At 66.3% G+C, this 24924-nt stretch carries 22 protein-coding genes; 11 read left to right on the top strand and 11 right to left on the bottom strand.

Annotation, left to right across the window (positions count from 1 at the left end):
- Positions 1-32: 32 nt before the first annotated feature.
- Complete coding sequence (gene recR, locus AB0M74_RS25140) at positions 33-641, bottom strand: recombination mediator RecR (RefSeq protein WP_328408274.1); 609 nt, start codon at positions 639-641, stop codon at positions 33-35.
- Positions 642-657: 16 nt separating this feature from the next.
- Complete coding sequence (locus AB0M74_RS25135; protein WP_366528738.1) at positions 658-990, bottom strand: YbaB/EbfC family nucleoid-associated protein; 333 nt, start codon at positions 988-990, stop codon at positions 658-660.
- 204 nt (positions 991-1194) lie between these two features.
- Between AB0M74_RS25135 and AB0M74_RS25130 the strand changes: the two genes are divergently transcribed.
- Entirely contained in the window at positions 1195-1770 is a 576-nt protein-coding gene (locus tag AB0M74_RS25130; RefSeq protein ID WP_366528737.1) for a hypothetical protein, read from the top strand.
- A gap of 125 nt (positions 1771-1895) precedes the next feature.
- Positions 1896-2495, top strand: coding sequence for a hypothetical protein (locus AB0M74_RS25125; RefSeq protein WP_366528736.1), 600 nt, complete (start codon positions 1896-1898; stop codon positions 2493-2495).
- A gap of 28 nt (positions 2496-2523) precedes the next feature.
- Here the strand turns inward: AB0M74_RS25125 and AB0M74_RS25120 are convergent, their stop codons facing one another.
- A complete protein-coding gene (locus AB0M74_RS25120) occupies positions 2524-3039 on the bottom strand; it encodes a MarR family winged helix-turn-helix transcriptional regulator (RefSeq protein ID WP_366528735.1) in 516 nt (171 codons plus the stop codon).
- Positions 3040-3106: 67 nt separating this feature from the next.
- On the opposite strand from AB0M74_RS25120, the gene AB0M74_RS25115 reads away from it, so the two are divergent.
- The 5 genes from AB0M74_RS25115 to AB0M74_RS25095 are packed head-to-tail and all read left to right on the top strand — an operon-like array spanning position 3107 to position 6638.
- Complete coding sequence (locus AB0M74_RS25115; protein ID WP_366528734.1) at positions 3107-3814, top strand: hypothetical protein; 708 nt, start codon at positions 3107-3109, stop codon at positions 3812-3814.
- Between the two features lie 20 nt (positions 3815-3834).
- Entirely contained in the window at positions 3835-4653 is an 819-nt protein-coding gene (locus AB0M74_RS25110) for an SGNH/GDSL hydrolase family protein (protein WP_366528733.1), read from the top strand.
- 49 nt (positions 4654-4702) lie between these two features.
- Positions 4703-5407, top strand: coding sequence for a hypothetical protein (locus AB0M74_RS25105; protein ID WP_366528732.1), 705 nt, complete (start codon positions 4703-4705; stop codon positions 5405-5407).
- A gap of 48 nt (positions 5408-5455) precedes the next feature.
- Positions 5456-6271: a MerR family transcriptional regulator gene (locus AB0M74_RS25100; RefSeq protein ID WP_366528731.1), complete on the top strand. Its 816-nt coding sequence runs from the start codon at positions 5456-5458 to the stop codon at positions 6269-6271.
- Positions 6272-6287: 16 nt separating this feature from the next.
- Complete coding sequence (locus AB0M74_RS25095) at positions 6288-6638, top strand: VOC family protein (protein WP_366528730.1); 351 nt, start codon at positions 6288-6290, stop codon at positions 6636-6638.
- Positions 6639-6687: 49 nt separating this feature from the next.
- Here AB0M74_RS25095 and AB0M74_RS25090 read toward each other — a convergent pair whose 3' ends face one another.
- Entirely contained in the window at positions 6688-7122 is a 435-nt protein-coding gene (locus AB0M74_RS25090; RefSeq protein ID WP_366528729.1) for an SRPBCC family protein, read from the bottom strand.
- A 229-nt stretch (positions 7123-7351) separates the two neighbouring features.
- Here AB0M74_RS25090 and AB0M74_RS25085 point away from each other — a divergent pair, with 229 nt between their 5' ends.
- Positions 7352-8791 carry an FAD-binding oxidoreductase gene (locus tag AB0M74_RS25085; protein WP_366528793.1) on the top strand — a complete coding sequence of 480 codons (1440 nt, stop codon included), beginning with the start codon at positions 7352-7354 and terminating at the stop codon, positions 8789-8791.
- Positions 8788-10104 (top strand): class I SAM-dependent methyltransferase, encoded by a 1317-nt coding sequence (locus AB0M74_RS25080; RefSeq protein WP_366528728.1) that lies wholly within the window; start codon positions 8788-8790, stop codon positions 10102-10104. Before AB0M74_RS25085 ends, AB0M74_RS25080 begins: the two co-directional genes overlap by 4 nt.
- Positions 10105-10129: 25 nt before the next feature.
- Here the strand turns inward: AB0M74_RS25080 and AB0M74_RS25075 are convergent, their stop codons facing one another.
- The 3 genes from AB0M74_RS25075 to AB0M74_RS25065 all read right to left on the bottom strand — a co-directional run bounded on the left by AB0M74_RS25075 (position 10130) and on the right by AB0M74_RS25065 (position 15060).
- Positions 10130-13705 carry a protein kinase gene (locus tag AB0M74_RS25075; protein ID WP_366528727.1) on the bottom strand — a complete coding sequence of 1192 codons (3576 nt, stop codon included), beginning with the start codon at positions 13703-13705 and terminating at the stop codon, positions 10130-10132.
- A gap of 180 nt (positions 13706-13885) precedes the next feature.
- Positions 13886-14536, bottom strand: a complete 651-nt coding sequence (locus AB0M74_RS25070; protein WP_366528726.1) for an SgcJ/EcaC family oxidoreductase — start codon at positions 14534-14536, stop codon at positions 13886-13888.
- 41 nt (positions 14537-14577) lie between these two features.
- Positions 14578-15060, bottom strand: coding sequence for an SgcJ/EcaC family oxidoreductase (locus tag AB0M74_RS25065; protein ID WP_366528725.1), 483 nt, complete (start codon positions 15058-15060; stop codon positions 14578-14580).
- Positions 15061-15152: 92 nt separating this feature from the next.
- Here AB0M74_RS25065 and AB0M74_RS25060 point away from each other — a divergent pair, with 92 nt between their 5' ends.
- Complete coding sequence (locus AB0M74_RS25060) at positions 15153-15605, top strand: MarR family transcriptional regulator (RefSeq protein WP_366528724.1); 453 nt, start codon at positions 15153-15155, stop codon at positions 15603-15605.
- Between the two features lie 43 nt (positions 15606-15648).
- Here AB0M74_RS25060 and AB0M74_RS25055 read toward each other — a convergent pair whose 3' ends face one another.
- The 4 genes from AB0M74_RS25055 to AB0M74_RS25040 form a co-directional block, all read right to left on the bottom strand.
- A complete protein-coding gene (locus AB0M74_RS25055) occupies positions 15649-16797 on the bottom strand; it encodes an esterase-like activity of phytase family protein (RefSeq protein ID WP_366528723.1) in 1149 nt (382 codons plus the stop codon).
- 365 nt (positions 16798-17162) lie between these two features.
- Positions 17163-19313, bottom strand: a complete 2151-nt coding sequence (locus AB0M74_RS25050; protein WP_366528722.1) for a 3-hydroxyacyl-CoA dehydrogenase NAD-binding domain-containing protein — start codon at positions 19311-19313, stop codon at positions 17163-17165.
- Between the two features lie 82 nt (positions 19314-19395).
- A complete protein-coding gene (locus tag AB0M74_RS25045) occupies positions 19396-20610 on the bottom strand; it encodes an acetyl-CoA C-acetyltransferase (RefSeq protein ID WP_366528721.1) in 1215 nt (404 codons plus the stop codon).
- Positions 20611-20901: 291 nt separating this feature from the next.
- Positions 20902-23550 (bottom strand): DNA polymerase III subunit gamma and tau, encoded by a 2649-nt coding sequence (locus tag AB0M74_RS25040; RefSeq protein ID WP_366528720.1) that lies wholly within the window; start codon positions 23548-23550, stop codon positions 20902-20904.
- A gap of 461 nt (positions 23551-24011) precedes the next feature.
- On the opposite strand from AB0M74_RS25040, the gene AB0M74_RS25035 reads away from it, so the two are divergent.
- Complete coding sequence (locus tag AB0M74_RS25035) at positions 24012-24836, top strand: hypothetical protein (protein WP_366528719.1); 825 nt, start codon at positions 24012-24014, stop codon at positions 24834-24836.
- The last annotated feature ends 88 nt before the right edge of the window (positions 24837-24924 follow it).

Raw genomic sequence — 24924 nt, 5'->3', positions numbered from 1 at the left:
GCAACCCCCGAAAACCCGCGCGAATCGATCGGCTACAGCGCGCGACGACCCGACAGCGCGCGACCGAGCGTCAACTCGTCCGCGAATTCCAGATCGCCGCCCATCGGCAGCCCGGAGGCGAGGCGGGTCACGCTGAGGCCGGGGAAATCGCGCAGCATCCGCACCAGATAGGTGGCCGTCGCTTCGCCCTCGGTGTTCGGATCGGTCGCGATGATCACCTCGGTGACATCGATGCCGTCCTCCTGGTTTCCGATGCGCGCCAACAGCTCCCGAATCCGCAGCTGGTCGGGGCCGATGCCGCTGAGCGGATCGAGTGCGCCACCGAGCACGTGATAGCGGCCGCGGAACTCGCGGGTGCGCTCGATAGCCTGCACGTCCTTCGGCTCCTCCACCACGCAGATCATGGTGCGGTCGCGGCGCGGATCGGCGCAGATGCGGCACATCTCGTTGTCGGAAACCGTGCCGCAGACCACGCAGAACTGCACGCCGTCGCGCACCTTCTGCAGGGCGGCCTGCAACCGGTCGATCTCCGGCGGCTCCACCTGCAGAAAGTGAAAGGCTATGCGCTGCGCGCTTTTAGGACCGATGCCCGGCAGCTTGCCGAGCTCATCGATCAGATCCTGAACCGGACCCTCGTACAACTGCTCCGTCCCCGAATCAGAAGTCCGGCAGACCGGGCAGCGATCCGCCACTCGCCAGCGGACCCAGACGCTGCGAGGCCATCTGCTGGGCGTTGGCCATCGCGTCGTTGACCGCACCGATCACCAGGTCCTGCAATCCCTCGACATCGTCGGGGTCGACAACCTTCGGGTCGATGGTCAGCGAAAGCACCTCGCCGGTGGCCTTGATCGTCACCGTGACCAGACCACCACCCGCCTGACCCTCGACTTCGGTCGCCGCGATCTCGGCCTGAGCCTCCATCACCGCCTGCTGCATCTGCTGCGCCTGGGCGAGTAATTGCTGCATGTCGAACTGACCACCGGGCTGCACGGCTGTTCCTCTCTGCGGAAAGTATCGCCGTCCAGCCTAGCCTCGATTCGATCATTCCCCCGATCGGCATCGGCGAATGATCGGCAGCCCCGAACCCGACCGACCAAAGATTGGTCACGGATTGATTGCCGACCATCGGCAGCAGATCGTCACCGGCCTACCATCGAAGTGAGCCGAAACCGGTGTCACAGGTCCGGAGTCAGCATGGACACAAACCGAGCGCTCACCCGCCGCGTTCTCACGCTTTTCCTGGGTTTTGCCAGCTTGTTGGGCATTTCCTCGGCAGCGGCGGACTCCGGAGCAGATGGCGTTTCCGACTATGGCGCAGGATGCTTGCTCGATCCGGGGAACCGTGCGGCGACGATAGATTCGCTGCGATTTCGCTGCTCCCCCGAACAGCAGGATGCGATCTTCGGCGACGCGCCACGCGGCGCGGTCCCCATGGGTGTGACGAACGGCTGGGTGATCCGCCCGATGAGTATCAGGTCGTGGGCGCCCGCCATCTGGGTCGGTAAGACCTTCTACACCGGCCCCGACGGCGGCTACTTGATGAACAGACTCACCAACGCGGGCATCGAAGTCTGGCGCGCCGAGGTCTACACCGCGCCCGCGATTCTGGATGGCAAGCCGACCTGGGCGCTGAACTACGCCCCGTCGCCGACACCGCAGGTCTACGACGAAATCCGCGAGATCACACCCGGCGTCTGGTTCGGCTACTCCTGGTGGCGCGAAGACGCACCGCCGGAAATGATGCTGTCCTTCGCTCTCACGACTCCGTGAACAGCTACCGACCGGCAGATCTCGACTTGGACACTACTGCCGGTGTTCCCAGTTACCGACTGGCAGCGCCGCCATACCCTCGAACACGGGGTGGAGACCTGATGCGGTGAGTTCTGGAGATAACGATGAATACGAGCCGAGCGCTGCTGAGCGCACTGACGCTGTCGCTCGGACTTCCGAGCCCCTTCCTGGGAGCCCACGCCCCCATCGCCTCGGCAGACTTCGGCAGCACCGACGATTCCACGGTCGTGGCGGCACGAGACTACGGCGGTGGCTGCGTCCTCCATCCGGACAACCGCGCCGCAACCATCGCTTCACTGCGTTCGCGCTGCGGGCTCGCCCAGCAGAACGCCATTTTCCGTGACGCAGCCCCGGGGGAAGCCCCGGCGGGCATGAAGAACGGCTGGGTACTGCAGCCTGTCTACGCCCAGTCGATCGTCCCCGCGATCTGGATCGGCAAGACCTTTTACACCGCCCCCGGAGGCGACTACCTGATGAACAGGATCGCCGGCGCGGGCACCGAAGGCTGGCGCGCGGACGTGTACACCGCGCCCGCCATTGCCGATGGAATGCCGACCTGGGCGTTGAACTACACCCCGTCCCCGACCCCGCCCGTCTACGACGAGATCCGCGAGGTCACCCCCGGCGTCTGGTTCGGCTACTCCTGGTGGCGCGGCGGCCCGCAGCCCACACTGCTGCTGACCTTCGCCCTCGCTACCCCCTGAGCAGATCCGGCTCGGCCCGCCTCGGCGCTCATCCGCCCGACGCGCCGCCGGACATGGTTTTGTAACCGGGATGCACGCCGGGTGCCAATCCCTGCCGACCGGCGATGCGCCTGAGCAGAGTGGCGAGTTGCTCGTATTCGTCGTCGTCGAGCACGCCGCACAGATCGTCCTCGTGCGCGATGGCCAGTTGCGCCATGCGACCGAGCAACCGCTCGGCATCCCCGGTGAGGTACAGCTCGTGATTGCGGCGATCCTTCGCGCTGCGCCGCCGCTCGACCAGGCCCTTCTCGTCCAATTGGTCGATCAGCGTGACCACCCGGCTCGGCACGACCCCGAGTTCCGCGGCCAGCGATCGCTGGCTGCGACCCGGTTCACTGGCGATCATTCGCAGTAGTCCGACATCCGGCGGTGTGAGCCCGAGGTCGGCGATCCGTTCGGCGAATCGCTGCGTGGCATGCGCTCCGAGCTGAGCGAGCTGAAACGACACCGCGCGCATCGGCCGTCGCACGCCGTCCTCGCTCCGCACTTGCTCACCTTCGGTCACGGGGCTATCGTACCCATGCCGATATCGTTCACTCGACTGAATGATTCACCAAGGAGAATTGATAGCTGTGTCCGCACCACACACCACCAACTCACCGTTGCGACCACCGCGGGAGATCGAGCCGCCCCTCGGCCTGCTCGGCTCCATGACCGCCGCGTTGTTCATCGCCGGGCTACTCATCAGCACGTTGCGCGCGGCGGGAAACCCGTTCCCGTCGCCGTTCAGCTCGCCCGACGACGCACTGACGTACTTCCGCACCTATCCGGACGCGGTGCGCACCGGAGCGGTATTGCAATTCGCCTGCACGATCCCGTTGACGATCTATGTCGCGACGGTCACGGCCCGACTGCGCGCGCTGGGCAGGCAAGCCCCCGGCGTCACCCTCGCGCTGGCGGGCGGAGTGCTCGCGGTGGCTTTCCTCGCATCTTCCGGCCTGGTCACCTGGGTCCTGACCGTACGAGGGGTCACCGCGGAACCCGCATTGGTCCGCGCGCTGCACAACCTCGCTTTCCTGGTCGGCGGGCCCGGCACCGTGGTTTCGACCGGCCTGCTCATCGCGGGCATCGCGCTAACAGCCCTGCCCGCAAGACTTTTCGCCCCATGGATGATCCGGATCGGGCTGGCCATCGCGGTGGCTTCACTGCTGAGCACGCTCGTCCTGACCTTCTCCGTCGCCGCTTTCCTGCTGCCCATCTCTCGTTTCACCGGACTGGCCTGGCTGATCGCAGTCGGCTTCCTGATCGGCCGTCGCCCTAATCCCTTGTCCAGCAACTGAATTCGATAGGAGAATCACCCATGAACCTCAACATGCTCGAAAAACTGCTGCGTTTCCAACAGCCCGCGAAGTCGCTGCCCTATTTGAACGGCCTCAGCGATGAGCAGATCGCCGGATTGTTCACCCTCGATGTCGGCGCGTACCAGGCTCGCGCTGCCGATTTCACCGCGCGCACCCACCGAACCGCTGCGACGCTGCTGGAAAACCCCGCGATCGCGACCCAGGTCGACCAACTGCCCTTCACCGCTGGACAGCACGTAGTCGCCATCGGCGAAAGCAGCACGGCGGATCGGCTGTCGTGGTTCGAGATCCTGCGGCAGCTGCTTGCGATCCGGCGGCCGAACGACGCGATCAGGTTGACGAACCTGGCGGTATCCGGATCCACGACGACACAGGCGCTGAGTTCTCTACCGGGACTGGGATTTCACAAGCCGGACTGGGTGCTGTGCCAGCTCGGCGCCAACGACGCCCAGCGCATCGGCGGCCCGGAAGGACCACGACTGGTCAGCATCGCCGAAACCGAACGCAACTTCGGCTGGCTGTACGAACGCGTCTCCCAGCTGACTTCCGCCGAATGGATCTGGCTCACCCCGACGGCGGTGGACGAGGCGCGCGTTTCCGCTTTTCCCCACTTCGAACGAGCGCAGATCAGCTGGTCCGCCATGGATCTCGAGACAACCGCACAGCTACTCATCGAGCGGCCCGAGCCGACGATCGATGTGCTCTCCTGCACAACCCCGACGCCCGACACCCACCTCGAGGACGGTGTCCATCTGACCGAGCTGGGCCAGCAGCAGGTCACCGCTGCTGTCGTCGCCGCGCTCGCGGACCTCACCTGAGCTGTCGAGCACCCTTTCCCAGTTCCTCAGCATCCGAACGGACCGACCCATGACACTCAAGAATGCCGTTCTCGCCCTCACGGTGGCCTCCAGCGTGCTGCTGGGCATCCCGGCGGCAGCTACCGCCGACGATCACACCACCGGCAGCCCACTAGGTTTCACCGCTCGAGTCGCCGACGGCGCGGCCATCGTGGAAACCGACGCCGAGATGTCGGCGCAGGAGGGTTTGTTCACCATTCGAGCGCCCGATCGAACTGTGCTCACAGGTGCCGAATTATCTTTCCGTATAGATGATTTCGTCTTCCCGATCGACGCGCGGATCGACGGCCACACCGCCACCCTCACCCCGCGCCTCGACATGGACAAGGCCGTCTACCGGCCTGTCGCACTCCCATTCGACGACACCGCCGACTTCCGGACCCCCTACCAGCGCGAACAAGCGGCGTGGAACCGCATGATCACCACGATCGCTACCGGAACCATGGTCGGCACGATGGCGGGCAGCATCGGCGGCGCGGCAGTCGGCTGTGTCCTCGGTGCTGTCGCGGCCGGCACCGTCGCGGCGGCGACAGTTATCGGGCTGTTCGGCGCGTTCCTCCCGGCCGCCGCCGCCGGCTGCCTCGGCGGTGTCGTAGCGATCGGCGCGCTGGGCGCGGTCGCCGGGCAATTGCTCGTCTCCGCTCCGATCGCGATTCTGGCCGCCGTCCAATACCTCACCACCATCACTGCGCCGATGCCCGACCCGGTGCGGTGATCCGGGCCGCTTGACTCTCCCTTCACTGGAGGGTGTTCGCTGAAGGGCATGACAGCGACCGTCTCCATCGGGGAGTTCGCCCGGCTGACGTACCTCAGCGTGAAAACGCTGAGGTACTACCACGACATCGAGCTGATCGAGCCCGTCGCGGTCGATCCCGGTTCCGGGTACCGGCGATACTCGACCGATCAGGTCGCGCAGGCGCATTTGATCAGGCGGCTGCGCGAATTGGATATGCCGCTGCCCGAGATCAAGGCCGTGCTCATCGCCTCCGACCAGGACACGAGGAACGCCGCGCTGCGCGCGCACCTGGCGCGGATGGAGGCCGAACTGCAGCGCACCAAGGACGTGGTCGCCTCATTGCGGTCGCTGCTGACACCCGCCGCGCCGCTCGTCGTCGAATACCGTTCTATGGCAGCGGTGCCGGTGCTGGCGTTCGTCGACACGGTCACCAGGTCCGCGGTCGGCCCATGGTGCGAATCGGCCTTTCCACTGCTCTACGAGACGCTGGCGGTGGCGAAGGTGGCACCCGCCGGTGTCGCCGGCGCCACCTACTCGATGGAGTTCTTCGCCGAAGAGGTGGGCGAGGTCGTCGCGTTCGTTCCTGTCCCGGCAGGCACGCGGATGACGCTGCCCGAGGAACTCGCACTCATCGAACTGCCCGCCCGCCGGTTCGCGATCGCCGTGCACAACGGATCGTTCGATGATTTCGACCGCACCTACGGCGCGCTGGGCAGCTATGTCGCCGAGCACGACAACGCACTGGCCGAACCCGTCCGTGAGTTGTACGTGCTCGGCCCCGACCAGATCGACGATCCCAAGGCCTATCGAACCGAAGTCTGCTGGCCTATCGGCCTGCTCTAGCTACAGGAGAATGTCGATGACACTCGCACTCGGACACATCACCTTCGACTGTCATGATGCCGCCGCACTTGCGGCCTTCTGGTCCGAATTACTCGGCAAGCCGGTGGATCCGGAGGCGAGCACGCAGTTCGCGACGATCGGCAGAGGCTCCGGCCTGTCGCCGGTACTGATGTTCATCCAGGTGCCGGACAAGACGCCGGGCAAGAATGTGATCCATCTCGACTTACACGCCGCCGACTGGCGCGAGCAGATCGATCGGGCCATCGACCTCGGCGCCGAGCGCATCGGCGACTTCGACGAGTTCGGCGCGAAGTGGGCGACGCTGGCAGATCCGGAGGGCAACCTCTTCGATATCGGCGCGGCCTGATCCACCGACACCGAAGCCCCGGCTTTCGCAGGGGCCTCGGAGCGTTGTGTCAGGCCAGTTCGCGCTTCAGGTTGTCGAGCACCTCGGCCTGAATCTTCTTCAGTCCCAGGGGTGCGAAGATCCCCTCGAAGATGCCCGCGACGCCGCCCGCACCCTTCCACGAGGTGCGCACTGTGATCTGCGAACCAGAGCCGTCGGGCGTCACCGTCCAGGTGTTCACCATCGTCGAGTTCGAATCACGCTCGGTCACCATCGAATCCGACACCGTGACGACGGCGTGCACATGGCGGGTGCGCTTCTCGGTGGCCTTCAACGTCCACTCGGCCACGGTGCCGGCGCCCTTGCCGCCCTCGATGACCTTGTAGTCGCTGTAGTGCGAGGAGAGGATGCGCGGACGCACCGTCTCATAATCCGCCATGGCCTCGAGCGCGCGCTGTGGATCCGCCGAGACGGCGATCGAACTGCTGGCGCTGACCTGTCCCACAATGAGCTCCCTTGTCCGGATGCGGTATAACGACCGTCCTCCATCCTGCCCTGCCCTGTGACCCGGCCATCGTCCAGGTTGGGCTGCGCGGCCGCGGCCACGCTGTTAGGCTCCCGCCAGGCTCTTTCCGGGAGGTATTCCCGATGCAACAGATGCGTGACATTTATCCCTCGTCAGCGATCATTCGGTGGCTGAGCATCGGGGTGCGTACTAGCGTCGAGGGGTGGCAGTGAGTCTGTTGGGGAAGGCCGGACACGCGCCGGCCACACACGAATCAGGGTTCGCCGCGCATCGAGCGGGAGTCGACCGCCTACTGGCGAGTTACCGCGCGATACCCGACGACGCCAACGTCAGGTTGGCGAAGAAGACATCGAATCTGTTCCGGGCCCGGGCCAAGAATCCCGCGCCCGGCCTCGATGTTTCCGGTCTGGCCAAGGTCATCGTGGTGGACGCCGCCGCCAAAACCGCCGATGTGGCGGGCATGACCACCTACGAGGATCTGGTTGCCGCGACACTGCCCTATGGGCTGGCGCCGCTGGTGGTTCCACAACTCAAAACGATCACCCTCGGTGGCGCGGTCACCGGCCTCGGCATCGAGTCGACCTCCTTCCGCAACGGCCTTCCGCACGAGTCGGTGTTGGAGATGGACGTGCTGACCGGGGCGGGTGAGATCATCACCGCGACACCGAACGGCGACAACGCCGATCTGTTCCGCGGCTTCCCGAATTCCTACGGCACGCTCGGTTACACCGTTCGGCTGAAGATCGAGCTCGAGACCGTCCAGCCCTTCGTCGCGCTGCGGCACATCCGCTTCCACGACCTGCGGGTGCTGGAAGCCACGCTGGCCGAGATCGTCACCGCGAAGACCTACGACGGCGAACGCGTCGACTATCTCGACGGTGTCGTGTTCACCGCCGAGGAGAGCTACCTGACTCTCGGCCGACAGACCGACGAGCCAGGCCCAGTCAGCGACTACACCGATATGGACATCTACTACCGGTCCATTCAGCACGATTCCGCCCGCCCCGAACACGACCGGTTGACCATCCACGACTACCTGTGGCGCTGGGATACCGACTGGTTCTGGTGCTCGCGGGCATTCGGCGCCCAGAACCCGAAGTACCGCAGGTTCTGGCCGAAGCGCTACCGGCGCAGCAGCTTCTACTGGAAGCTCATCGCGCTCGACCATCGCTACCACATCGGCGACCGGCTGGAGGCCCGCCAGGGCAACCTGCCGCGCGAGCGCGTCGTGCAGGATATCGAGGTCCCGGTCGAGCGGACCGCCGATTTCGTCGAGTGGTTCCTGCGCGAGATCCCGATCGAGCCGCTCTGGCTGTGCCCGCTGCGGCTGCGCGACACCGGTGCGCAGGCGCGGGCCGGACGACCGTGGCCGCTGTACCCGCTCGAGCCCAACCGCACCTACGTGAACGTCGGATTCTGGTCGGCTGTTGCGACGGTCGCAGGTCAGCCCGAGGGCGCGGCCAACCGTGCCATCGAGCAGACGGTCAGCGAGTTCGACGGTCATAAGTCCCTGTACTCGGATTCCTACTACGGCAAGGATGAATTCGCGGCCCTCTACGGCGGCGAGACGTACACCGAACTCAAGAAGCGCTACGACCCGGACCAGCGACTGCTGGACTTGTACTCGAAGGCGGTGCAACGCAAATGACGACATTCAAGGACCGTTCTGATGTCTTCGCCGATCTGGGAACCAAACTCAGCATTGCCGAGGTCTTCGAAACGCTGCTCGATGGCGAAATTCCCATTCGGTTCACCGCCTACGACGGTAGTGCGACCGGCCCGCAGGACTCGGAGTTCACGCTCGAGGTGAAGACCCCGCGCGGTATCAATTACCTGGCGACCGCGCCTGGCGATCTCGGTATGGCCCGCGCCTACATCTCCGGCGATATGACCACCACCGGCGTGCACCCCGGCGATCCCTACGAGATCCTCAAAGCGATGGAGGGGCTGAAGTTCCGCCGTCCCTCTGCATTGGCCTTGGTGACGATTGCCCGATCGCTCGGTTGGGAGCGGCTGCGGCCGATCGCACCACCGCCGCAGGAGACCCTGCCGCGCTGGCGCCGGATCGCGCTAGAGGGGCTGCGCCACTCCAAGACTCGTGACGCCGAGGCCATCCACCACCACTACGACGTCTCCAACACCTTCTACGAGAAGGTCCTCGGCCCGTCGATGACCTACACCTGCGCGGTCTACGACGACGAGCAATGGACGTTGGAGCAGGCGCAGGAGAACAAGTACCGCCTGGTGTTCGACAAGCTGCGCCTGAAGGCAGGCGACCGGCTGCTCGACATCGGCTGCGGCTGGGGCGGCATGGTCCGTTACGCGGCCAGGCGCGGCGTCAAGGTCATCGGTGCGACGCTCTCGGCCGAGCAGGCCGAATGGGCGCAGCGGAAAATCGCCGAGGAGGGGCTTTCCGAGCTGGCCGAGGTGCGCCACTCCGACTACCGCGACATTCCCGAGACCGGCTTCGACGCGGTGTCCTCGATCGGGTTGACCGAACACATCGGGGTGCACAACTACCCGTTCTACTTCGAGTACATCCAGGGCAAGCTGCGCGACGGCGGTCTGTTCCTGAACCACTGCATCACCCGTCCCGACAACCTGCGCAGCACCAAGGCGGGCGACTTCATCGACCGCTACGTGTTCCCCGACGGTGAGCTGATCGGTTCGGGTCGCATCATTTCCGAAATCCAGAACGTCGGGCTCGAGGTGATGCACGAGGAGAACCTCCGCGAGCATTACGCCCTCACCCTGCACGAATGGTGTAAGAATCTGGTCGCCAACTGGGATGCGTGCGTCGAGGAAGTCGGCGAGGGTACCGCGAAGGTATGGGGCCTGTACATGGCGGGTTGCCGACTCGGCTTCCAGCGCAACGTGGTTCAGCTACACCAGGTCCTCGGCGTCAAGCTGGGCCCGAACGGCGAGTCCGGCTTGCCGCTGCGTCCCTGGTGGCAGGGATAGCACCGCGCCGCGCGCACCTGCCCGCTCAGTCCAGGAGTTCATCCAGGAACTGAGCGGGCAGTGCCGTGTCTACCGATTGCACAGAGCCCGAACGCATTTCGGTGCGTAACACCCTGATAATGGCAACCACGCCCGGACCGGCGTCCAGTAGCGGTCGAGTCCAGCCGAGGTCCGCACATGTGCCGGCCGCGGGCAGCAGCAGTCCGGTCGCCTCACCGACCCAACCGGAGGCGGCAAGGCACTCGGCGAGCAGAAGCGCGGTATCCAATTCCGCACGGGGACGGCACTGTTCGACCATCCTGGCGTGCAGCGCGCGGGCTCTGCGTACCGCACGGTCGTCCGAACGCAAGTGGCGTTGGGCGAGCAGTGCCCGGATGTCGGCGATCTCCTGCGCCTCCGCGGCGAGCGCGGCTGACCCCGTCATGCGGTGGGCATGGTGGATGGTGCCAGAGGTATCGGACTCGTAGCCCGGCGAATCGAGCGTGCGCCTGGCCGCGGTGTCGGTGAGCAGTCCGAGCCGCAGCCGCTCGGCACGAATATGCGCGGCCAGCCGACTCAGCCTGTTGTCGGCGGCAATCCGATCGCCCTCGTCGAGCCGGACCGTGGCGGTGTGCATATCACCGAGCACGGCCTTGACCCTGGCACCGATGACGAAGGTCGAGATCAGGAAGTCGACCGTCCCGACCCGGGCGACCAGCTGGTGACTTTCGTCGAGCAGCCGATCGGCCATCGCCAGATCGCCACGACGGTAACTCAATTCCCCGAGCAGTGCGGCGGCCACCCGCACCGCGTGTGAGCGCGGACCAGAGCGAACGCTTGCGGTCTCGAAAGCCCGCTGGAAACATTCTGTGGCAGTGGCGATATCGAGTTGCTCGTATGCCGCGGCGCCCTGTCCGCAGAGCCCGAAGACCGCGCCGAGCGGGTCCTTCGATCGTGCGTGATACTCCGCGGCCCACTCCTGGATCTCGCGGGCACCATCGAAATCGAAGTCGCACAACCGCGCGAACGACGTCAGGTTCGCCGCGGTCGACACCGTCCACGCCGACAGCTCATCCGGCCGCTGCAAGCAGTCGGCCACCCGATCGAGCACACCCTCGGTGTGGTCTCTCGCGATCGAATCCGCAGCGGCGAGCACCGAGGCCTCACACCGTTGCCGGATGACATCGACGTCGGTGGACGATCCCCGGGCCAGCACATTCGACAGCCGACCGAGCGCGCTGCGCGCCGCACTGGACTGCTGCAGATTGACGTTGGCGCGCGCGACCGCCATCAACAGCTTGGATCGCGAGGAAACCTGCTGCATGGGAAGTTTCGCGACGGTGCCGAGCAGAGTCGCGAGCCTGGACCCATCGATCAGATCCATGCCGCCGCCCTCGAGCAGGTCGAGCGCCATCTTCAGATCGGTGGCCGCCAGCGCGTGATCGACCGACTTGCGCAGCAGCTGATGCTCGGCGTACCAGCGCGATGCCTTTCGGTGCAACGCCTTGAGCCGGCCGGGGTCGGCACGCTCCAGCCGGGCGCGCAGATGCTCGGCGAACAGCGGCTGCATCCGGAACCACTCCGGATCGTGGGCGATACGCTGGAGGAACAGCTCGCGCTGCTCCGCCTGCTCCAGCAGGTGTTCGGCCTCAGGATCCTCCGACAGCGCCGCGGCGAGCGAACCGCACACCCGCTCGGTCACCGAGATCGACATCAAGAAGTCGAGCATCTCGGGCTCGAGGGTATCGAGGACATTTTCCGCCAGATATTCACGGATGCCGTGATTGCCCTCGGAAAGATTGGCGATCAATCGGGCCGGATCGGCGTTGCCACGCAAAGAGAGACTCACCAGTTGAATGGCGGCGGGCCAGCCGTCGGTAGCGGCGTGAATCTCTTCCACCTGTGTGTCGGTGAGCGCGAAACCGTTGCGCTCCACCAGAATCTGTCCGGTCTCGGCCGCGGTCAGGCGCAACGCCGACGACCCGATTTCGACCAGCTCGTCGTATACCCGCAGCCTGCTTGTCGGTAGACCTGACTGTTCCCGGCTGGTCACCACGAAGCGCAGGTGGTGGCATCCGTTGTCCAGCAGCGCCTCCATTGCCCGGTGCGCGCCCGCGTCGGAAACCCGGTGCCAGTCGTCGACGACCACCACAATGGTGGAGCCCGCCGCGTGGATCTCGTCGATCAGCGTGGCGATGACGAACGCGACGGCGTCGGCGGGCCGCTCCTCCAGCACTTGGTCGAGCCCCTCCCCGATATCGGGGCGGACCCGGCGGATGGCCTCGATGAGGTGGGCGAGAAACCAGATCTCGTTGTCGTCGCCACGATCGATGCCGATCCAGGCGACCGCCACCCCGCGCTCGGTCAGTTCGGCCCGCCACTGTGCGGCCACCGTGCTTTTGCCGAACCCGGCCGGTGCATGGATCACTGCGAGCCTGCGCCGTCCGCCCGCCCGCAGCGTGTCCAGCAGCCGAGGACGCGGGACCGGGTCTCTGGCCGGAGTCGGCGGGCGAAACTTCGTCGCCGCCGTCGGCGGCAGCGTGGTCGAGTTCGGACCGTTCGTGGTCGGGTATTGCGACACCGCAGGCCGCAGCGTCAACGGCCAGCTCCGGCGCGCGGTTACCGCGGGTCGAGAGGCCCTCGATCGGGCGCCGTTGCCGTCGGCCGATTCGGGCGCGGCGGTGGTATCCAGCAGCGCCATCTCGTCGGGCACCTGATCGTGCTCGCGTTGCGCGGTACGCAGCATTTCGCCGAGGTCGTAGGCCGTGTCCGGCCGCTCGCGCGGGTCGGTGGACATGGCCTGCTCGATCGCGGCGGCCACGTCGGCGGGGATGTCCTGCTCGCGCAGGTCGGGCACCGGCTGGGTGGTGATCCGCAGGAACTGCGCGACGACCTTCTCCCCCGCCTGCCTTTCATAGGCGGCGTGCCCGGTAAGCAAGGCGAACAGTGTCGCGCCGAGCCCGTACACATCCGAGCGGACGGTCGGGTCCTGGCCCTTCAGCACCTCCGGGGCAGTGAATGCGGGCGAACCGGTGATCAAACTGCTCGAGGTCTGGAATCCGCCTGGAATCCTGGCGATACCGAAATCGGTCAGCTGCGGTTCGCCATAGCCGCTGAGCAGCACGTTCGCCGGCTTCACGTCCCGGTGCAGGATGTCGGCGCGGTGCGCACTCTCGATCGCACCGGCCAGCTTCACTCCGGCCCGCAGTGAATCCGCCCAGGTGAGCGGCCCACGATTGCGGATCAGCTGCTCGAGCGAACCGCGCGTGCAATAGGGCATCACGATGAATGGCAGTCCGGTCGGGGTGACATCGACCTGCAGGATGTCGACAATGTTCGGATGGCCGGACAACCGCCCCATGGCCTGTTCCTCCCGCAGGAACCGTTCCCGACTCTCCTCATCGATTTCCGACGACAGCACCTTCACCGCGACCACCCGGTCGAGTGCCTGCTGAATGCATCGATAGACCACCCCGAAGCCGCCCCGGCCGATCTCGACAGCGCCGGACAGGCCCATCGCCTCCAACTCGTCGGCAATCCCGATGGACGGCTGTCGCTGCGTGTCCGATTCGGCCGGATTCGAATCGGGGCTCACCTTGCCCGAACGCGTCTGTGGATTCACGTGACCACCTCGAGTTCACATCGAATCGGCGTCACCGGCGATCATTCCGCACGCGGACATCGGACACCGCGAAGATTTCTCGCGATGCCCGATATGTCTGCGCATACTCCAACGTAGCGCGGAATGACACCGAGTGGACGGCTTTCCTGACAGCGTGGTTTCGACCGCGAACCGGTTGTCTCACCGCTCGGCGGCGGGCTTGGTATCCGGGTCGTACAGAAACGAGATTCGTTCCATAACGTTCTTGCGCTGAGTGTTATGGAAAGCGGCGATCAGCCAGCGACCATCCTGGCGAACCATGGTGTAGGTCTGGGTCTTGGACAAGTCTTCGGGGCTTTTCGGGTCGCCCTTGTAGGTGTCGCCACGACTGGTCACCACGGCGGTATCGGGTCCGTAGAAACGGATGCCGAGGATCGAGTCGGCCAGCTTCGTGCCTTTGACGAATCCGTCGAACAGGGCACGGTGTCCCCCGGCGATATCGGAGCGGCCCTGGTAGTAGGTGCCCACGTAGCTGGTGTAGGTGGCATCTTCGGTGAACACCGCACCGTAGGCGTCGGCGTCGCCGCGGCCCCAGGCGCCGGTGAGTTCGTCGAGCAGGTCGCAGATCTCCTGTAGCGACTGCGGGGAAGCGGCAGCCCCGGACGGCGTGGCGGTGGTGCATACGGTGGTGCCGAGGTTGTGCACATCGGAGGTCTGGTCCAGCCAGAGGTAGCCGCCGCCCGCGGCGACGCCGAGGGTGATGACGGAGGCGGCGAGCACGCGGGAGAGCATGCGGCGGCGCGGGCGCGGCTCGGTTGCCAGGATGTCGGTAGTAGCGGTTTCGGTGTTCATAACGGCTCCTGCGGGTGAGAAGTGTTGGGCGGAAACGAGGCTCAGCGTTCGTCGGCAGGGCGGGCCGCCGGAGTCGACAGGTAGGTGATGCGCTCGAGCAGCTTCTTGCGCTTGGTGTTCTGGAAGGCGGCGATCGACCAGCGGCCGTCCTGGCGGATCAGCGTGTAGGTCTGTGTCTTGGACAACCGGCCGGCCCGCTTCGGCTTGCCCTTGTAGGTGTCGCCCCGACTGGTGACGACCGCCGTATCGGGTCCGTAGAAGCGGATGTCCAGCACGTCGTCGGCGAGCCGGGTGCCCTTCAGCACCCCGGCGAACAAGGCGCGGTGCGAGGCGACGATGTCGCCGCGACCACGGTAGTAGGTGCCGAGGAAGCTCGTGTAGGTCGCGTCTTCGGTGAAGACCTCGCCGTAGGCATCGGCGTCGCCGCGACCCCAGGCGTCGATCAATTCCGCGATCACGCCCTGGATTTCGAGGCGCTGCGCGCTACGATCCGCCGTGCCGAAGGTGGTGTCGTCGCTGCTCATGATGGCCCTCCATGGTAGATTTCTTCTTAGAAGATCTTTCTTCGTTTAAGAAGTTTCTTCGTTGAAGAAGATATTAGAAGAGGGGAGTATCCGTGTCAACACCATCGATGCGCCAGGACGCGAGCGAGGTCTACCGCCGCTACCTGAGCGCGGTCATGCTGCATGGACAGGCAGGCGCCCGAGCCGTGGACCTGGGTGCGACCGACCTGTACGCGCTCAATATCCTCGAGCTCACCGGTCCGATGAGCCCCGGCGAACTCGGCGCCCGCAGCGGCCTGACCACCGGACCGACCACCCGACTGATCGACCGGCTGGAGGAAGCCGGCTACGTGCGCCGCATCCCGGTGCCGGGCGACCGTCGCAAAGTCATCGTCGAATTGGTCGACAAGCCTGCGGATCTCGACGAGATCCTCGCCCCGGCCCGCCGCCGGATCGGCGAGATCATCGGAGAGTATTCACCCGAGCAGCGCGAAGTCCTGTTCGACTACTTCACCCGCGCCGCCGACGCCTACCGTGAGGCCGCGGAGGAACTGCGCACTCCATGACAAGCCCGCTATAGCGGGCTCGGCGTTCGACGGGCAAGCACGTTCAACGAACGGCCAAGGCGATGAGCTGGGTGCGCTGCTGATCGGCAAAGTTGTTGTCGCTGACCAGGACCAAGGTCCGTTCACCTGAAGGCAGGCGCGGACCCCATGTCATGCCTTCCAGGTTGTCGATGTCCGACAGACCGACGTCGGCGAGGTCGACGAGCAGGCGCTTGGCGACCGGACGCGCGTTGCCCAGTGGTGCCTCGAGAATATTGGTCGCGACGCTGACGTCGGCCTCGTAGATCCTGATCTTATTGCCGACTCCGAACACGAAAGACCGTTCCAACACCAGAAATTTGGTCGGATCGAGCGGGTCGGCGGCCAGTATCGAAGCGACGCCGTTGATACCGAGCCCGGGGTCCGGTCGCGACTCGGCGAACACCGGCTCCTGCGGGTAGGCGTACTGAGCGAGCAGCGGGCCGAAGCGCGCCTGCACCGTGATCCGCGACAACGCGCCGGACGCGGTGGTCGCGACCGGACCGTCCTGCAGCAGTGGCCCTTCCACCGACGTCACGAAAAGCGCGCCGCCTGCCGCGAAGGTCGCACCTTCCAGAGCAAAATTCTGGCGCGATCCCGCCGCGGGCTGCATTCGCTCGTTGTTCGGAATCGGCAGCAGGCCCGCGAAGCTGCCGTCGGATCGCGCAATCTGCACCGAAGGGTCGGCGCGGACCGTCTCGGTCCGCTCACCTTCCTGGCTCCAGAAGTAGTCGCCGGTCCACGGATCGACCCGAATTTCCTCGGGGTCCAACGATTTCGGCGCGTATACAGTGCCCTCCGGGGTGCGCAGCGGACGCGTCCCGGTGAAGGTCACGGCGCCGACGCCACTCTCGTCCACACCGAAACGCGCGGTATAGAACCGCGCCGGATTCCGCTCCGAACGATCGTCACTGATCAGGACGTATTCGCCGGTCCGAGGCTGGAAGTCGATACCGGACAGACCACCGACGGTGGTGCCATCGAAGTCCAGGTTGTGCGGCACGACCTGCGCACCGAGCAGCCGCACGGCGGCACCATCGAGCAGCCGCACGGCGGCACCATCGAGCACAACCGGCTCGGATACACCTTGCGGGGGTGCGGCATTCACGACAGGTGCAGTGACACACACGACCGCAAGTGTCGCCACGAACAGGGTTTGTCTACCTCCGGTCACAACGGCCACGGTATCGGTGCGATCGGCGGGGCAGGTCAACAGCACCCGAAATCACTACCTGCGCCTACCCAGACCCGTGTTCGATCTGTTTGGCTGATCCGACATCGCCGGCACGACCCAACCGACGCGCTCGATCGTATCCAGGCAGTACCCCCGGATCAGCAACAGCGGCGCGAGCGTCGCCCTGATCGGCCGACCCGCGACCGCTTTCGGGTCGCGTTGTAGCTCGCTGCACTGCACTCGGTCACGACTGCTCTATCGCAGGCGTGAAGGTAGGCAAGCCAGTCCAGAGCGGCGAAAGCCCGCCACCGCGAAAAGCGGTGGCGGGCTTCGTCGTCCGTCGAACGGAAAGCGGCGGCCGCAGCCTACTTACGCAGCGAGGCCGGGACCTCGAAGCGCTCGCCGTAGGTCTTGGCGAGGTAGTCGGCGCGGGCAACGAAGGCTTCCTGGCCACCCGGGTAGCCGACGATGAACTGGTGCACGCCACCGGTCCAGGCCGGGAAACCGATGCCGAAGATCGAGCCGATGTTGGCGTCGGCGGTGGTGATCAGCACACCTTCGTCGAAGCACTTCTGGGTCTCGATCGCCTCGATGAAGAGCATGCGGTCGATCAGATCCTGCAACGGCACCGTGAAATCGGCGGTCGTCTTGAAGTGATCGCGCAGGCCCTGGAAGATGCCGATTCGCTTGCCGTCTTCGTCGTAGTCGTAGAAGCCCGCCTTCTCCAGGCGGCCCGGACGACCCTGCTCGACCAGGTAGTCGATGACGTCCTGGGCCGGGTGACGCTTCTTGCCCAGGGTGGCGTCGCCCTGCGAGGCGGCCTCGAGGGTCTCCTTGGCGATCTTCTGCATGAGCTTGAGATTCAGCTCATCCGACAGCTGCAACGGCGCGGCCGGGTAGCCCGCCTGCAGACCCGCCTGCTCGATGGTCGCGGGCTCGATGCCCTCGGTCAGCATGGCGATCGCCTCGTTGACGAAGGTGCCGATGACGCGCGAGGTGAAGAAGCCACGGCTGTCGTTGACGACGATCGGGGTCTTCTTGATGGCGAGGGTGTAGTCGAACACCCGAGCCAGCGCCTCGTCGGAGGTCTTCTCTCCCTTGATGATCTCCACCAGCGGCATCTTGTCGACCGGCGAGAAGAAGTGGATGCCGATGAAGTCCTCTTGGCGCTTCACGCCGGTCGCGAGACCGGTGATCGGCAGGGTGGAGGTGTTCGAGCCCAGCAACGCGTCCGCGTCGACGATGTCCTCGATCTCCTGGAACACCTTGTGCTTGAGCTCGGTGTTCTCGAAGACGGCCTCGATGACGAAGTCGACACCGGCGAAGTCGGCGGCATCCGCGGACGGCGTGATCCGGTCCAGCAGCGCCTTGGACTTCTCCTCGGTGGTCTTGCCACGCGAGAGGGCCTTGGCCTCGATCTTCTCGGAGTAGTTCTTGCCGCGCTCGGCCGCCTCGATGGTGACGTCCTTCAGCACGACCTCGTAGCCCGCCTTGGCGGAGACGTAGGCGATGCCCGCGCCCATCATGCCCGCGCCGAGCACGCCGATCTTGCGGATCTCCTTCTTCGGGACATCCTTCGGTCGCGAGCCACCGTTGTTGATCGACTGCAGGTCGAAGAAGAACGCCTGAATCATGTTCTTCGCGACCGGGCCGGTCAGCAGGTGCACGAAGTAGCGCGACTCGATGAGCGAGGCGTTGTCGATGTCGACCTGCGCGCCCTCGACCGCGGCGGACAGGATCGCCCGCGGCGCAGGCATATTGGTGCCCTTGAGCTGCTTGCGCAGGTTGGCGGGGAACGCGGGGAGGTTCGCCGCGAATGCCGGGGTGGACGGAGTGCCACCGGGGATCTTGAAGCCCTTCTTGTCCCAGGGCTGCACGCCACCCTCGGGGTTGGCCTTGATCCACGCCTTCGCGGCGGGCACCAGCTCTTCGATCGAGCCGACAACCTCGTTGATCAGGCCGATTTCCTTGGCCTTGGCCGGGCGGTACTTGTTGCCCTGCAGCAGCACCTGCATCAGCGCGCCCTGGAGGCCGAGCATGCGCACGGTACGGATGACACCGCCACCGGCGGGCAGCAGGCCGAGGCTGACCTCGGGGAGGCCGAGCTGCACGCCGGGCACGTCGGCCGCGATGCGGTAGTGGGTCGCGAGGGTGATCTCCAGGCCACCGCCGAGCGCGGCGCCGTTGATGGCGGAGACGACCGGCTTGCCGAGAGTCTCCAGGCGACGCAGCGCGCCCTTGATGTTGGCGAGCTCGTCCATGAGGGCCTGGCCGTCTTCCGGGCCGACCTTCATCATGTTCTTCAGGTCGCCGCCCGCGAAGAAGGTCTTCTTCGCCGAGGTCAGCACCACACCGGTGATGGTGTCCTTCTCGGCTTCGAGGCGCTCGACGGTCGCGGTCATCGAGTTCTTGTACAGCTCGTTCATCGTGTTGGCGCCCTGGTTCGGGTCGTCCATCGTCAATACGACGATGCCGTCCGAATCCTGCTCCCAACCGATCATGTTGGTCTCGCTCACAGCTCTGTGTCTCCTTGTGGATTAGCGGCGTCCGCGGGCCTGACGCGAACGCCGCTGTGGAATCTGAAGTCTCGGTTGGGGTTTAGACGCGCTCGATGATGGTGGCGACGCCCATGCCGCCACCGATGCACAGGGTGATCAGCGCGTAGCGGCCGTTGCGGCGCTCGAGCTCGTCGACCATGGTGCCGGTGATCATCGCGCCGGTGGCGCCGAGCGGGTGGCCCATCGCGATGGCGCCGCCGTTGACGTTCAGCTTCTCATCCGGAACGTTCAGGTCCTTCTGGAACTTCAGCACCACGGAGGCGAACGCCTCGTTGATCTCGACCAGGTCCATGTCGTCGATGGTCAGGCCGGCCTTGGCCAGCGCCTTCTTGGCGGCCGGGGTGGGACCGGTCAGCATGATGGTGGAGTCGGCGCCGCTGGTGGCGGTGGCGACGACGCGCGCACGCGGGGTCAGGCCCGACGCCTTGCCCGCCTCTTCGGTACCGACGAGCACCAACGCGGCGCCGTCGACGATGCCCGAGCTGTTGCCGCCGTGGTGCACGTGGTTGATCTTCTCCACGAAGTGGAACTTCTGCAGCGCGACGGCGTCGAAGCCACCCATCTCGCCGACGACGGCGAAGGACGGGTTCAGCTTGGCCAGGTCCTCAGCGGTGGTGCCGGGACGCATGTGCTCGTCCTTGTCCAGCACGATGATGCCGTTCTGGTCCTTGACCGGGACAATCGACTTGGCGAAGTACCCGCCGGTGGTGGCCGCGGCGGCCAGCTCCTGCGAGCGCACCGCGTAGGCGTCGACATCATCGCGGCTGAAGCCCTCGATGGTGGCGATCAGGTCGGCGGAAACACCCTGTGGGACGAAGTAGGTGTCGTAGTTGGTGGCCGGGTCCAGGGCCCAGGCGCCACCGTCGGAGCCCATGGCCACGCGGGACATGGACTCGACGCCACCGGCGATGACCAGGTCGTCGAAGCCGGAGCGGACCTTCTGTGCGGCCAGGTTCACGGCCTCGAGGCCGGAGGCGCAGAAGCGGTTGAGTTGGAAGCCGCCGACGGTGTCGGGCAGACCTGCCACGGTCACGGCGGTGCGCGCGATGTCCATGCCCTGGTCACCGACCGGGCTGACAACACCGAGGATGAGGTCCGAGATCCGGTCCTCTTCGAGGTTGGGGAAGCGGTTGCGCAGCTCCTGGATCAGACCAACAGTCAGGTCGATCGGCTTCACCGAGTGCAGCGAACCCGTCTTCTTGCCGCGGCCACGTGGAGTGCGGATGGCCTCGTAGATGTAGGCCTCTGTGGTCATATCGGAGTGTTTCCTTCCTTGGGGTGCGAAGGCCGAACTTCCGTCCGTCCAAGCGCTCTCTGCGGTGGCGCCGCCTAGCCGGCGCGGCCGCGGGTAACCTCGTCGACCGATCCTTCGACCGACCGTCCTGACGCTGTATAAAACTCGGCAAGCAGCGGCGGACGAATATTCCGGTCGCCCAGACGCCTGGGCATACCATAGAACTTCGCCATACCGGAGCTCACGGCCACCCGTTCATACTACCGTGGCGTGCGAACTCCGGTTAACTTAACGTCGTCGAGGCTGGGCTTGTCAACCATCCAGCCGTGTGGCACCGAGCTCACTCTTGAGCAATTCGAGAGCGATCTCGTCGGGGTCGCGCCGCTCGCCGGGGGCCACCGGCTTCGCCGACTCGGCCAACATCTCCCGCTCTTCCTCCGGAGTCGCGGCCGGCGGCACCCCATCCACCGGCGCGTAGTCCACCGGCCCCGGGTCGTCGGGCAGGTCAGGGAAGTCCGGCGGCGGAATGTCGTCCTCGGCCGCACGCGACCGCGCACCGGGACCATCGCTCGGCCGCGGCCCACCCCCGCTGCCCGCGGCATCCGCGGCCACGCCACGGGCCTGGCTCGGCCGCGAGAATCGCGGTGGCGCGGCGGCATCCGAACCTCGACCCATCGCGGCGCCCGGTTCACGTGCCGACGTACTCCCGGCGTCGCGGGTGCCCGCACCCCGCGCGCGGCCTGCCGCGGCCGCGTTGGCCGCCGGTCGCGGCGCGGGCGCGCCGGCCTCCCACCGCACCTCGTGATCACGACCGAGCACGGCCCGCACCGCGGATCGGACCGCCTCGAGATTCCGCGGATCGGACAGGCGCTGCGCCAACGGCGCGTGCTGATGGGCGAACACGATCACGTTCCCCTCCAGCCGCGACACCGATGCCCCGGACAGCAATGCCTGCACAGTGGGCCCGAACTCTCGCACCTTCGCGCGAATATCCGCCCAGGCCGCCTCCACCGCGCGCAACAGATCTGCCTCCGGCGCGACCGCAGCGTCGGCCGGAGCCTGCGTCTGCGTCTGCGCCGCGGATTCCGAATCGACTTCCGCCCCGCCCGCTGCGGCTGCAACCGAGATCTGTTGCACTGCAATGGATTTCGCAGAATCCGCGCCCGAGGCGCCACGCGGCTGCCCCGCACCCGAAATCGGTTCACCATCGGAGCCAGATGGTGCCGACGAGGTCGGGCTGCCTGCCGGCGCGGTCTCAGCTGCCGAAGTTTGCCCGGCGACCGAGGTCTGCACATCGGGCGGCGGCTCAACTGCCGGGGCCTGCTCGGCGACCGGAGCAGCCGTGGCAACAGGAGCCGCCTCGGCGATCGAAGCCGAATCGCCATCCGCGACGCGCTCAGCGCCCGCAACCTGCTCAGCGCCCGCAACCTGCTCAGCGCCCGCAACCTGCTCAGCGCCCAGCGCCTGTCCAGGGTCCGAGGTCTGCCCAGCACCGCGGATGCGCCCAGCGCCGGAAGGGGGGTCGGTATCAGAAGGTGAGCCGGGGACCGACGCGTCCCGAGCCGCCGGAGCCGACTGCATGGCAGCGGGGGTTTGCGGGAGCACGTTCGGGCCCGAGGCAGCATTCGGTTCGGCGATGCCGGAGCCTTCGCTCGCGGCCCGAGTCTCCCGTCGTGCCGCCGCGAGCAATTCCGCCCCACGTCGACGCGGTGGCTCAGCGGCCGAACCATGTGGCGCGACCGGCGCCGAGGCGGGCGCGGGACTCGGCGCGGCGATGCCTACACCTGTCGTCCGCGGGACCACACCACCGGCGATACCGCGCTCGAGCTGCTCGATGCGCTGCAGGGTCGCCGATTCGGCATCCGATACCGAGGGCAACAGCATTCGGGCACAGACGATTTCGAGCAACAGCCGGGGCGCGGTTGCACCACGCATCTCGCCGAGACCTTCGTGCAACAGTTCAGCATGGCGAGCCAAGGTGGCGGGGCCGAGACGCTGCGCCTGGTCACGCATGCGCTCGAGCACATCGCCGGGTCCGGAGACGAGGCCGCGATCGGCGGCGTCGGGGACCGCGCGCAGCAGGATCAGATCGCGCAGGCGCTCCAGCAGGTCGACGGCGAAACGGCGGGGATCGTGGCCGGCCTCCATGACCCGGTCGACAGTGCCGAACAGCGCCGCACCGTCCCCGATCGCCAGGGCATCGATGGCGTCATCGATCAGCGCGACATCGGTGACACCGAGCAGCGAGACCGCCCTGGGATAGGTGACACCTTCGGGGCCCGCGCCCGCGAGCAGCTGGTCGAGCACGCTCAGGCTGTCTCGCGGCGAGCCGCCGCCCGCGCGGATCACCAGCGGATACACCGCCTCGTCGACCGCGACGTTCTCTTGCTCACAGATCTTTCCGAGCAGTCCACGCATAGTCGCGGGCGGCAGCAGCCGGAACGGGTAGTGATGAGTCCGGGAACGGATGGTCGGCAGCACCTTGTCCGGCTCGGTAGTGGCGAAGATGAAGATCAGGTGCGCGGGCGGCTCCTCGACGATCTTCAACAGCGCGTTGAAGCCCGCGGTGGTGACCATGTGCGCCTCGTCGACGATGAATACCCGGTACCGGGACTCGGCAGGTGCGTAGAAGGCGCGGTCACGCAGTTCACGAGTGTCGTCGACACCGCCGTGGCTCGCGGCGTCCAGCTCGATCACGTCGAGGTTTCCCGGCCCGCCGGGGCCGAGCGCTACACACGAGGGGCACACACCACACGGCGTCGAGGTCGGGCCCTGCACACAGTTCAGCGAGCGCGCGAGAATGCGGGCCGAGGAGGTCTTGCCACAGCCACGCGGGCCGGAGAATAGGTAGGCATGACTGATCCGGCCGGTGTCGAGGGCGGTACTCAGCGGGTCGGTGACGTGCTCCTGGCCCACCACCTCAGCGAATGTTGCCGGTCGGTACTTCCGGTACAGAGCCACGGCCAGAGGTTACCGGCGCGCACCGACAAAGAACATTCCCGCAGGCGCGGGCACCCGGCGCGGCGCGACAGCTGCCGACCCACACCCCAAAACGTGACATAGATCACAAGAGGCGCGAAGATTATTTCCGGCGGGATGATCAGCGACCAGGGCGGCAACGAGAGAGCAATCGCCCGCCGAGCGGGGGTGGAATCAGTCATCTTGTCGATTGACCACCCCTCTTGTCGGGCATTAGTTGAACTCACGCCCTGGTTTTCCGCCTATTTGTGGAGATAACGAAACCATCAACTGGAGTGACATCGACGCTATCGGCTGGCTACCGTGGTTATCGGCAACTTCGGTAGCCAAACCTTCATCAGGTTGGTGGCCCCGGCCGGTCCCTCATCCCGACCGGGGCACAACCTGAAGTCCGACTGGCAGTTCGCCGAACACCGACGCTTCCACCGGAGGGCCGTTTCCCCGTGCCGTCTTGTGACGACATCGCCGCCGCCTGGCTTTCGAGCACCGACTTCGCCGACGACCACACGGCCGTCGACCTGCTGAGCCGGGCGATCAGCCCACAGGATTTCGCGATCAAGCGCGACTCACTGCCGGTAGCCGCGGCCGCCGACCCGGCGACCGCCGCAGCGATTCTGGAACTACTCGAGCGGGGCCAGGTGCCGACCATGGCCGCCATCCGGACCCTCACCGCGCAGAACGAGATGCGACGCGAAGCCGAGCGCATCGAACGTCTCGGCCGCCGCGCCCAGCGCAGCATCGACGATTTCGGCCGCGTCCTCGCCCAGCTGGCCCACGACCACTGGACCGAACACGGCACCGGCCCCATCCGGCGCGACGTACTGCAGTCCGAGCCGGTGATGGCCCTGATCAGGGAACGAATCGGCGATATCGCACCCAGCGCGGTGAAACACCTCTGGCTGATCGAGCGCGCGCAGCGCGCCGGCTGGATCGCCTCCAATGCCGAGCCCGGATCACTGTGCGCCGCACGACGTTTCCACTCCGCCAAGTACGGCAACCGAGTGTCGCTGCGCCCGGTCAACACCATCGGCACCCTGGTTGCCGGCTTCCTCGACGAGCACCTGGCCGAGCACGGCCGCCCGCCGCGCTGGTCGGTCCTCGCCCACGATCTGCGTGACGACCGCGGCCGCCGGATCTTCCACGACACCGCCGACGCGCGCACCCAGCAGCTGTGGCTCACCACCGCCGAATGGATGGCGGTGCGCGAGGACCTCCCGGTGCCGGGTCGCCGTGGTACCCGGGCACTCGCCCGCAAGCAGAAACGCTGATCCATTAGCCGTGCGCGGCTAAAACACCTGGTCGTGCGCGGCCGGCCCGTGACCATTCGGTAATTTCCTTGCAACGCATTCCTGCGTG

The sequence above is a fragment of the Nocardia sp. NPDC051463 genome, from assembly GCF_040681975.1.
In the GTDB taxonomy this organism is placed as follows: domain Bacteria; phylum Actinomycetota; class Actinomycetes; order Mycobacteriales; family Mycobacteriaceae; genus Nocardia.
The sequence above is the reverse complement of the archived record's forward strand: the minus strand, read 5'-3'. Positions and strand labels throughout refer to the sequence as shown.

Excerpts from the sequence above, each read along its gene's own strand:
- AB0M74_RS25070 (WP_366528726.1), bottom strand. The coding sequence starts at position 14,536 with ATGAACACCGAAACCGCTACTACCGACATCCTGGCAACCGAGCCGCGC.
- AB0M74_RS25065 (WP_366528725.1), bottom strand. The coding sequence starts at position 15,060 with ATGAGCAGCGACGACACCACCTTCGGCACGGCGGATCGTAGCGCGCAG.
- AB0M74_RS25110 (WP_366528733.1), top strand. The coding sequence starts at position 3,835 with ATGAACCTCAACATGCTCGAAAAACTGCTGCGTTTCCAACAGCCCGCG.
- AB0M74_RS25130 (WP_366528737.1), top strand. The coding sequence starts at position 1,195 with ATGGACACAAACCGAGCGCTCACCCGCCGCGTTCTCACGCTTTTCCTG.
- AB0M74_RS25125 (WP_366528736.1), top strand. The coding sequence starts at position 1,896 with ATGAATACGAGCCGAGCGCTGCTGAGCGCACTGACGCTGTCGCTCGGA.
- AB0M74_RS25095 (WP_366528730.1), top strand. The coding sequence starts at position 6,288 with ATGACACTCGCACTCGGACACATCACCTTCGACTGTCATGATGCCGCC.
- AB0M74_RS25105 (WP_366528732.1), top strand. The coding sequence starts at position 4,703 with ATGACACTCAAGAATGCCGTTCTCGCCCTCACGGTGGCCTCCAGCGTG.
- AB0M74_RS25080 (WP_366528728.1), top strand. The coding sequence starts at position 8,788 with ATGACGACATTCAAGGACCGTTCTGATGTCTTCGCCGATCTGGGAACC.
- AB0M74_RS25045 (WP_366528721.1), bottom strand. The coding sequence starts at position 20,610 with ATGACCACAGAGGCCTACATCTACGAGGCCATCCGCACTCCACGTGGC.
- AB0M74_RS25100 (WP_366528731.1), top strand. The coding sequence starts at position 5,456 with ATGACAGCGACCGTCTCCATCGGGGAGTTCGCCCGGCTGACGTACCTC.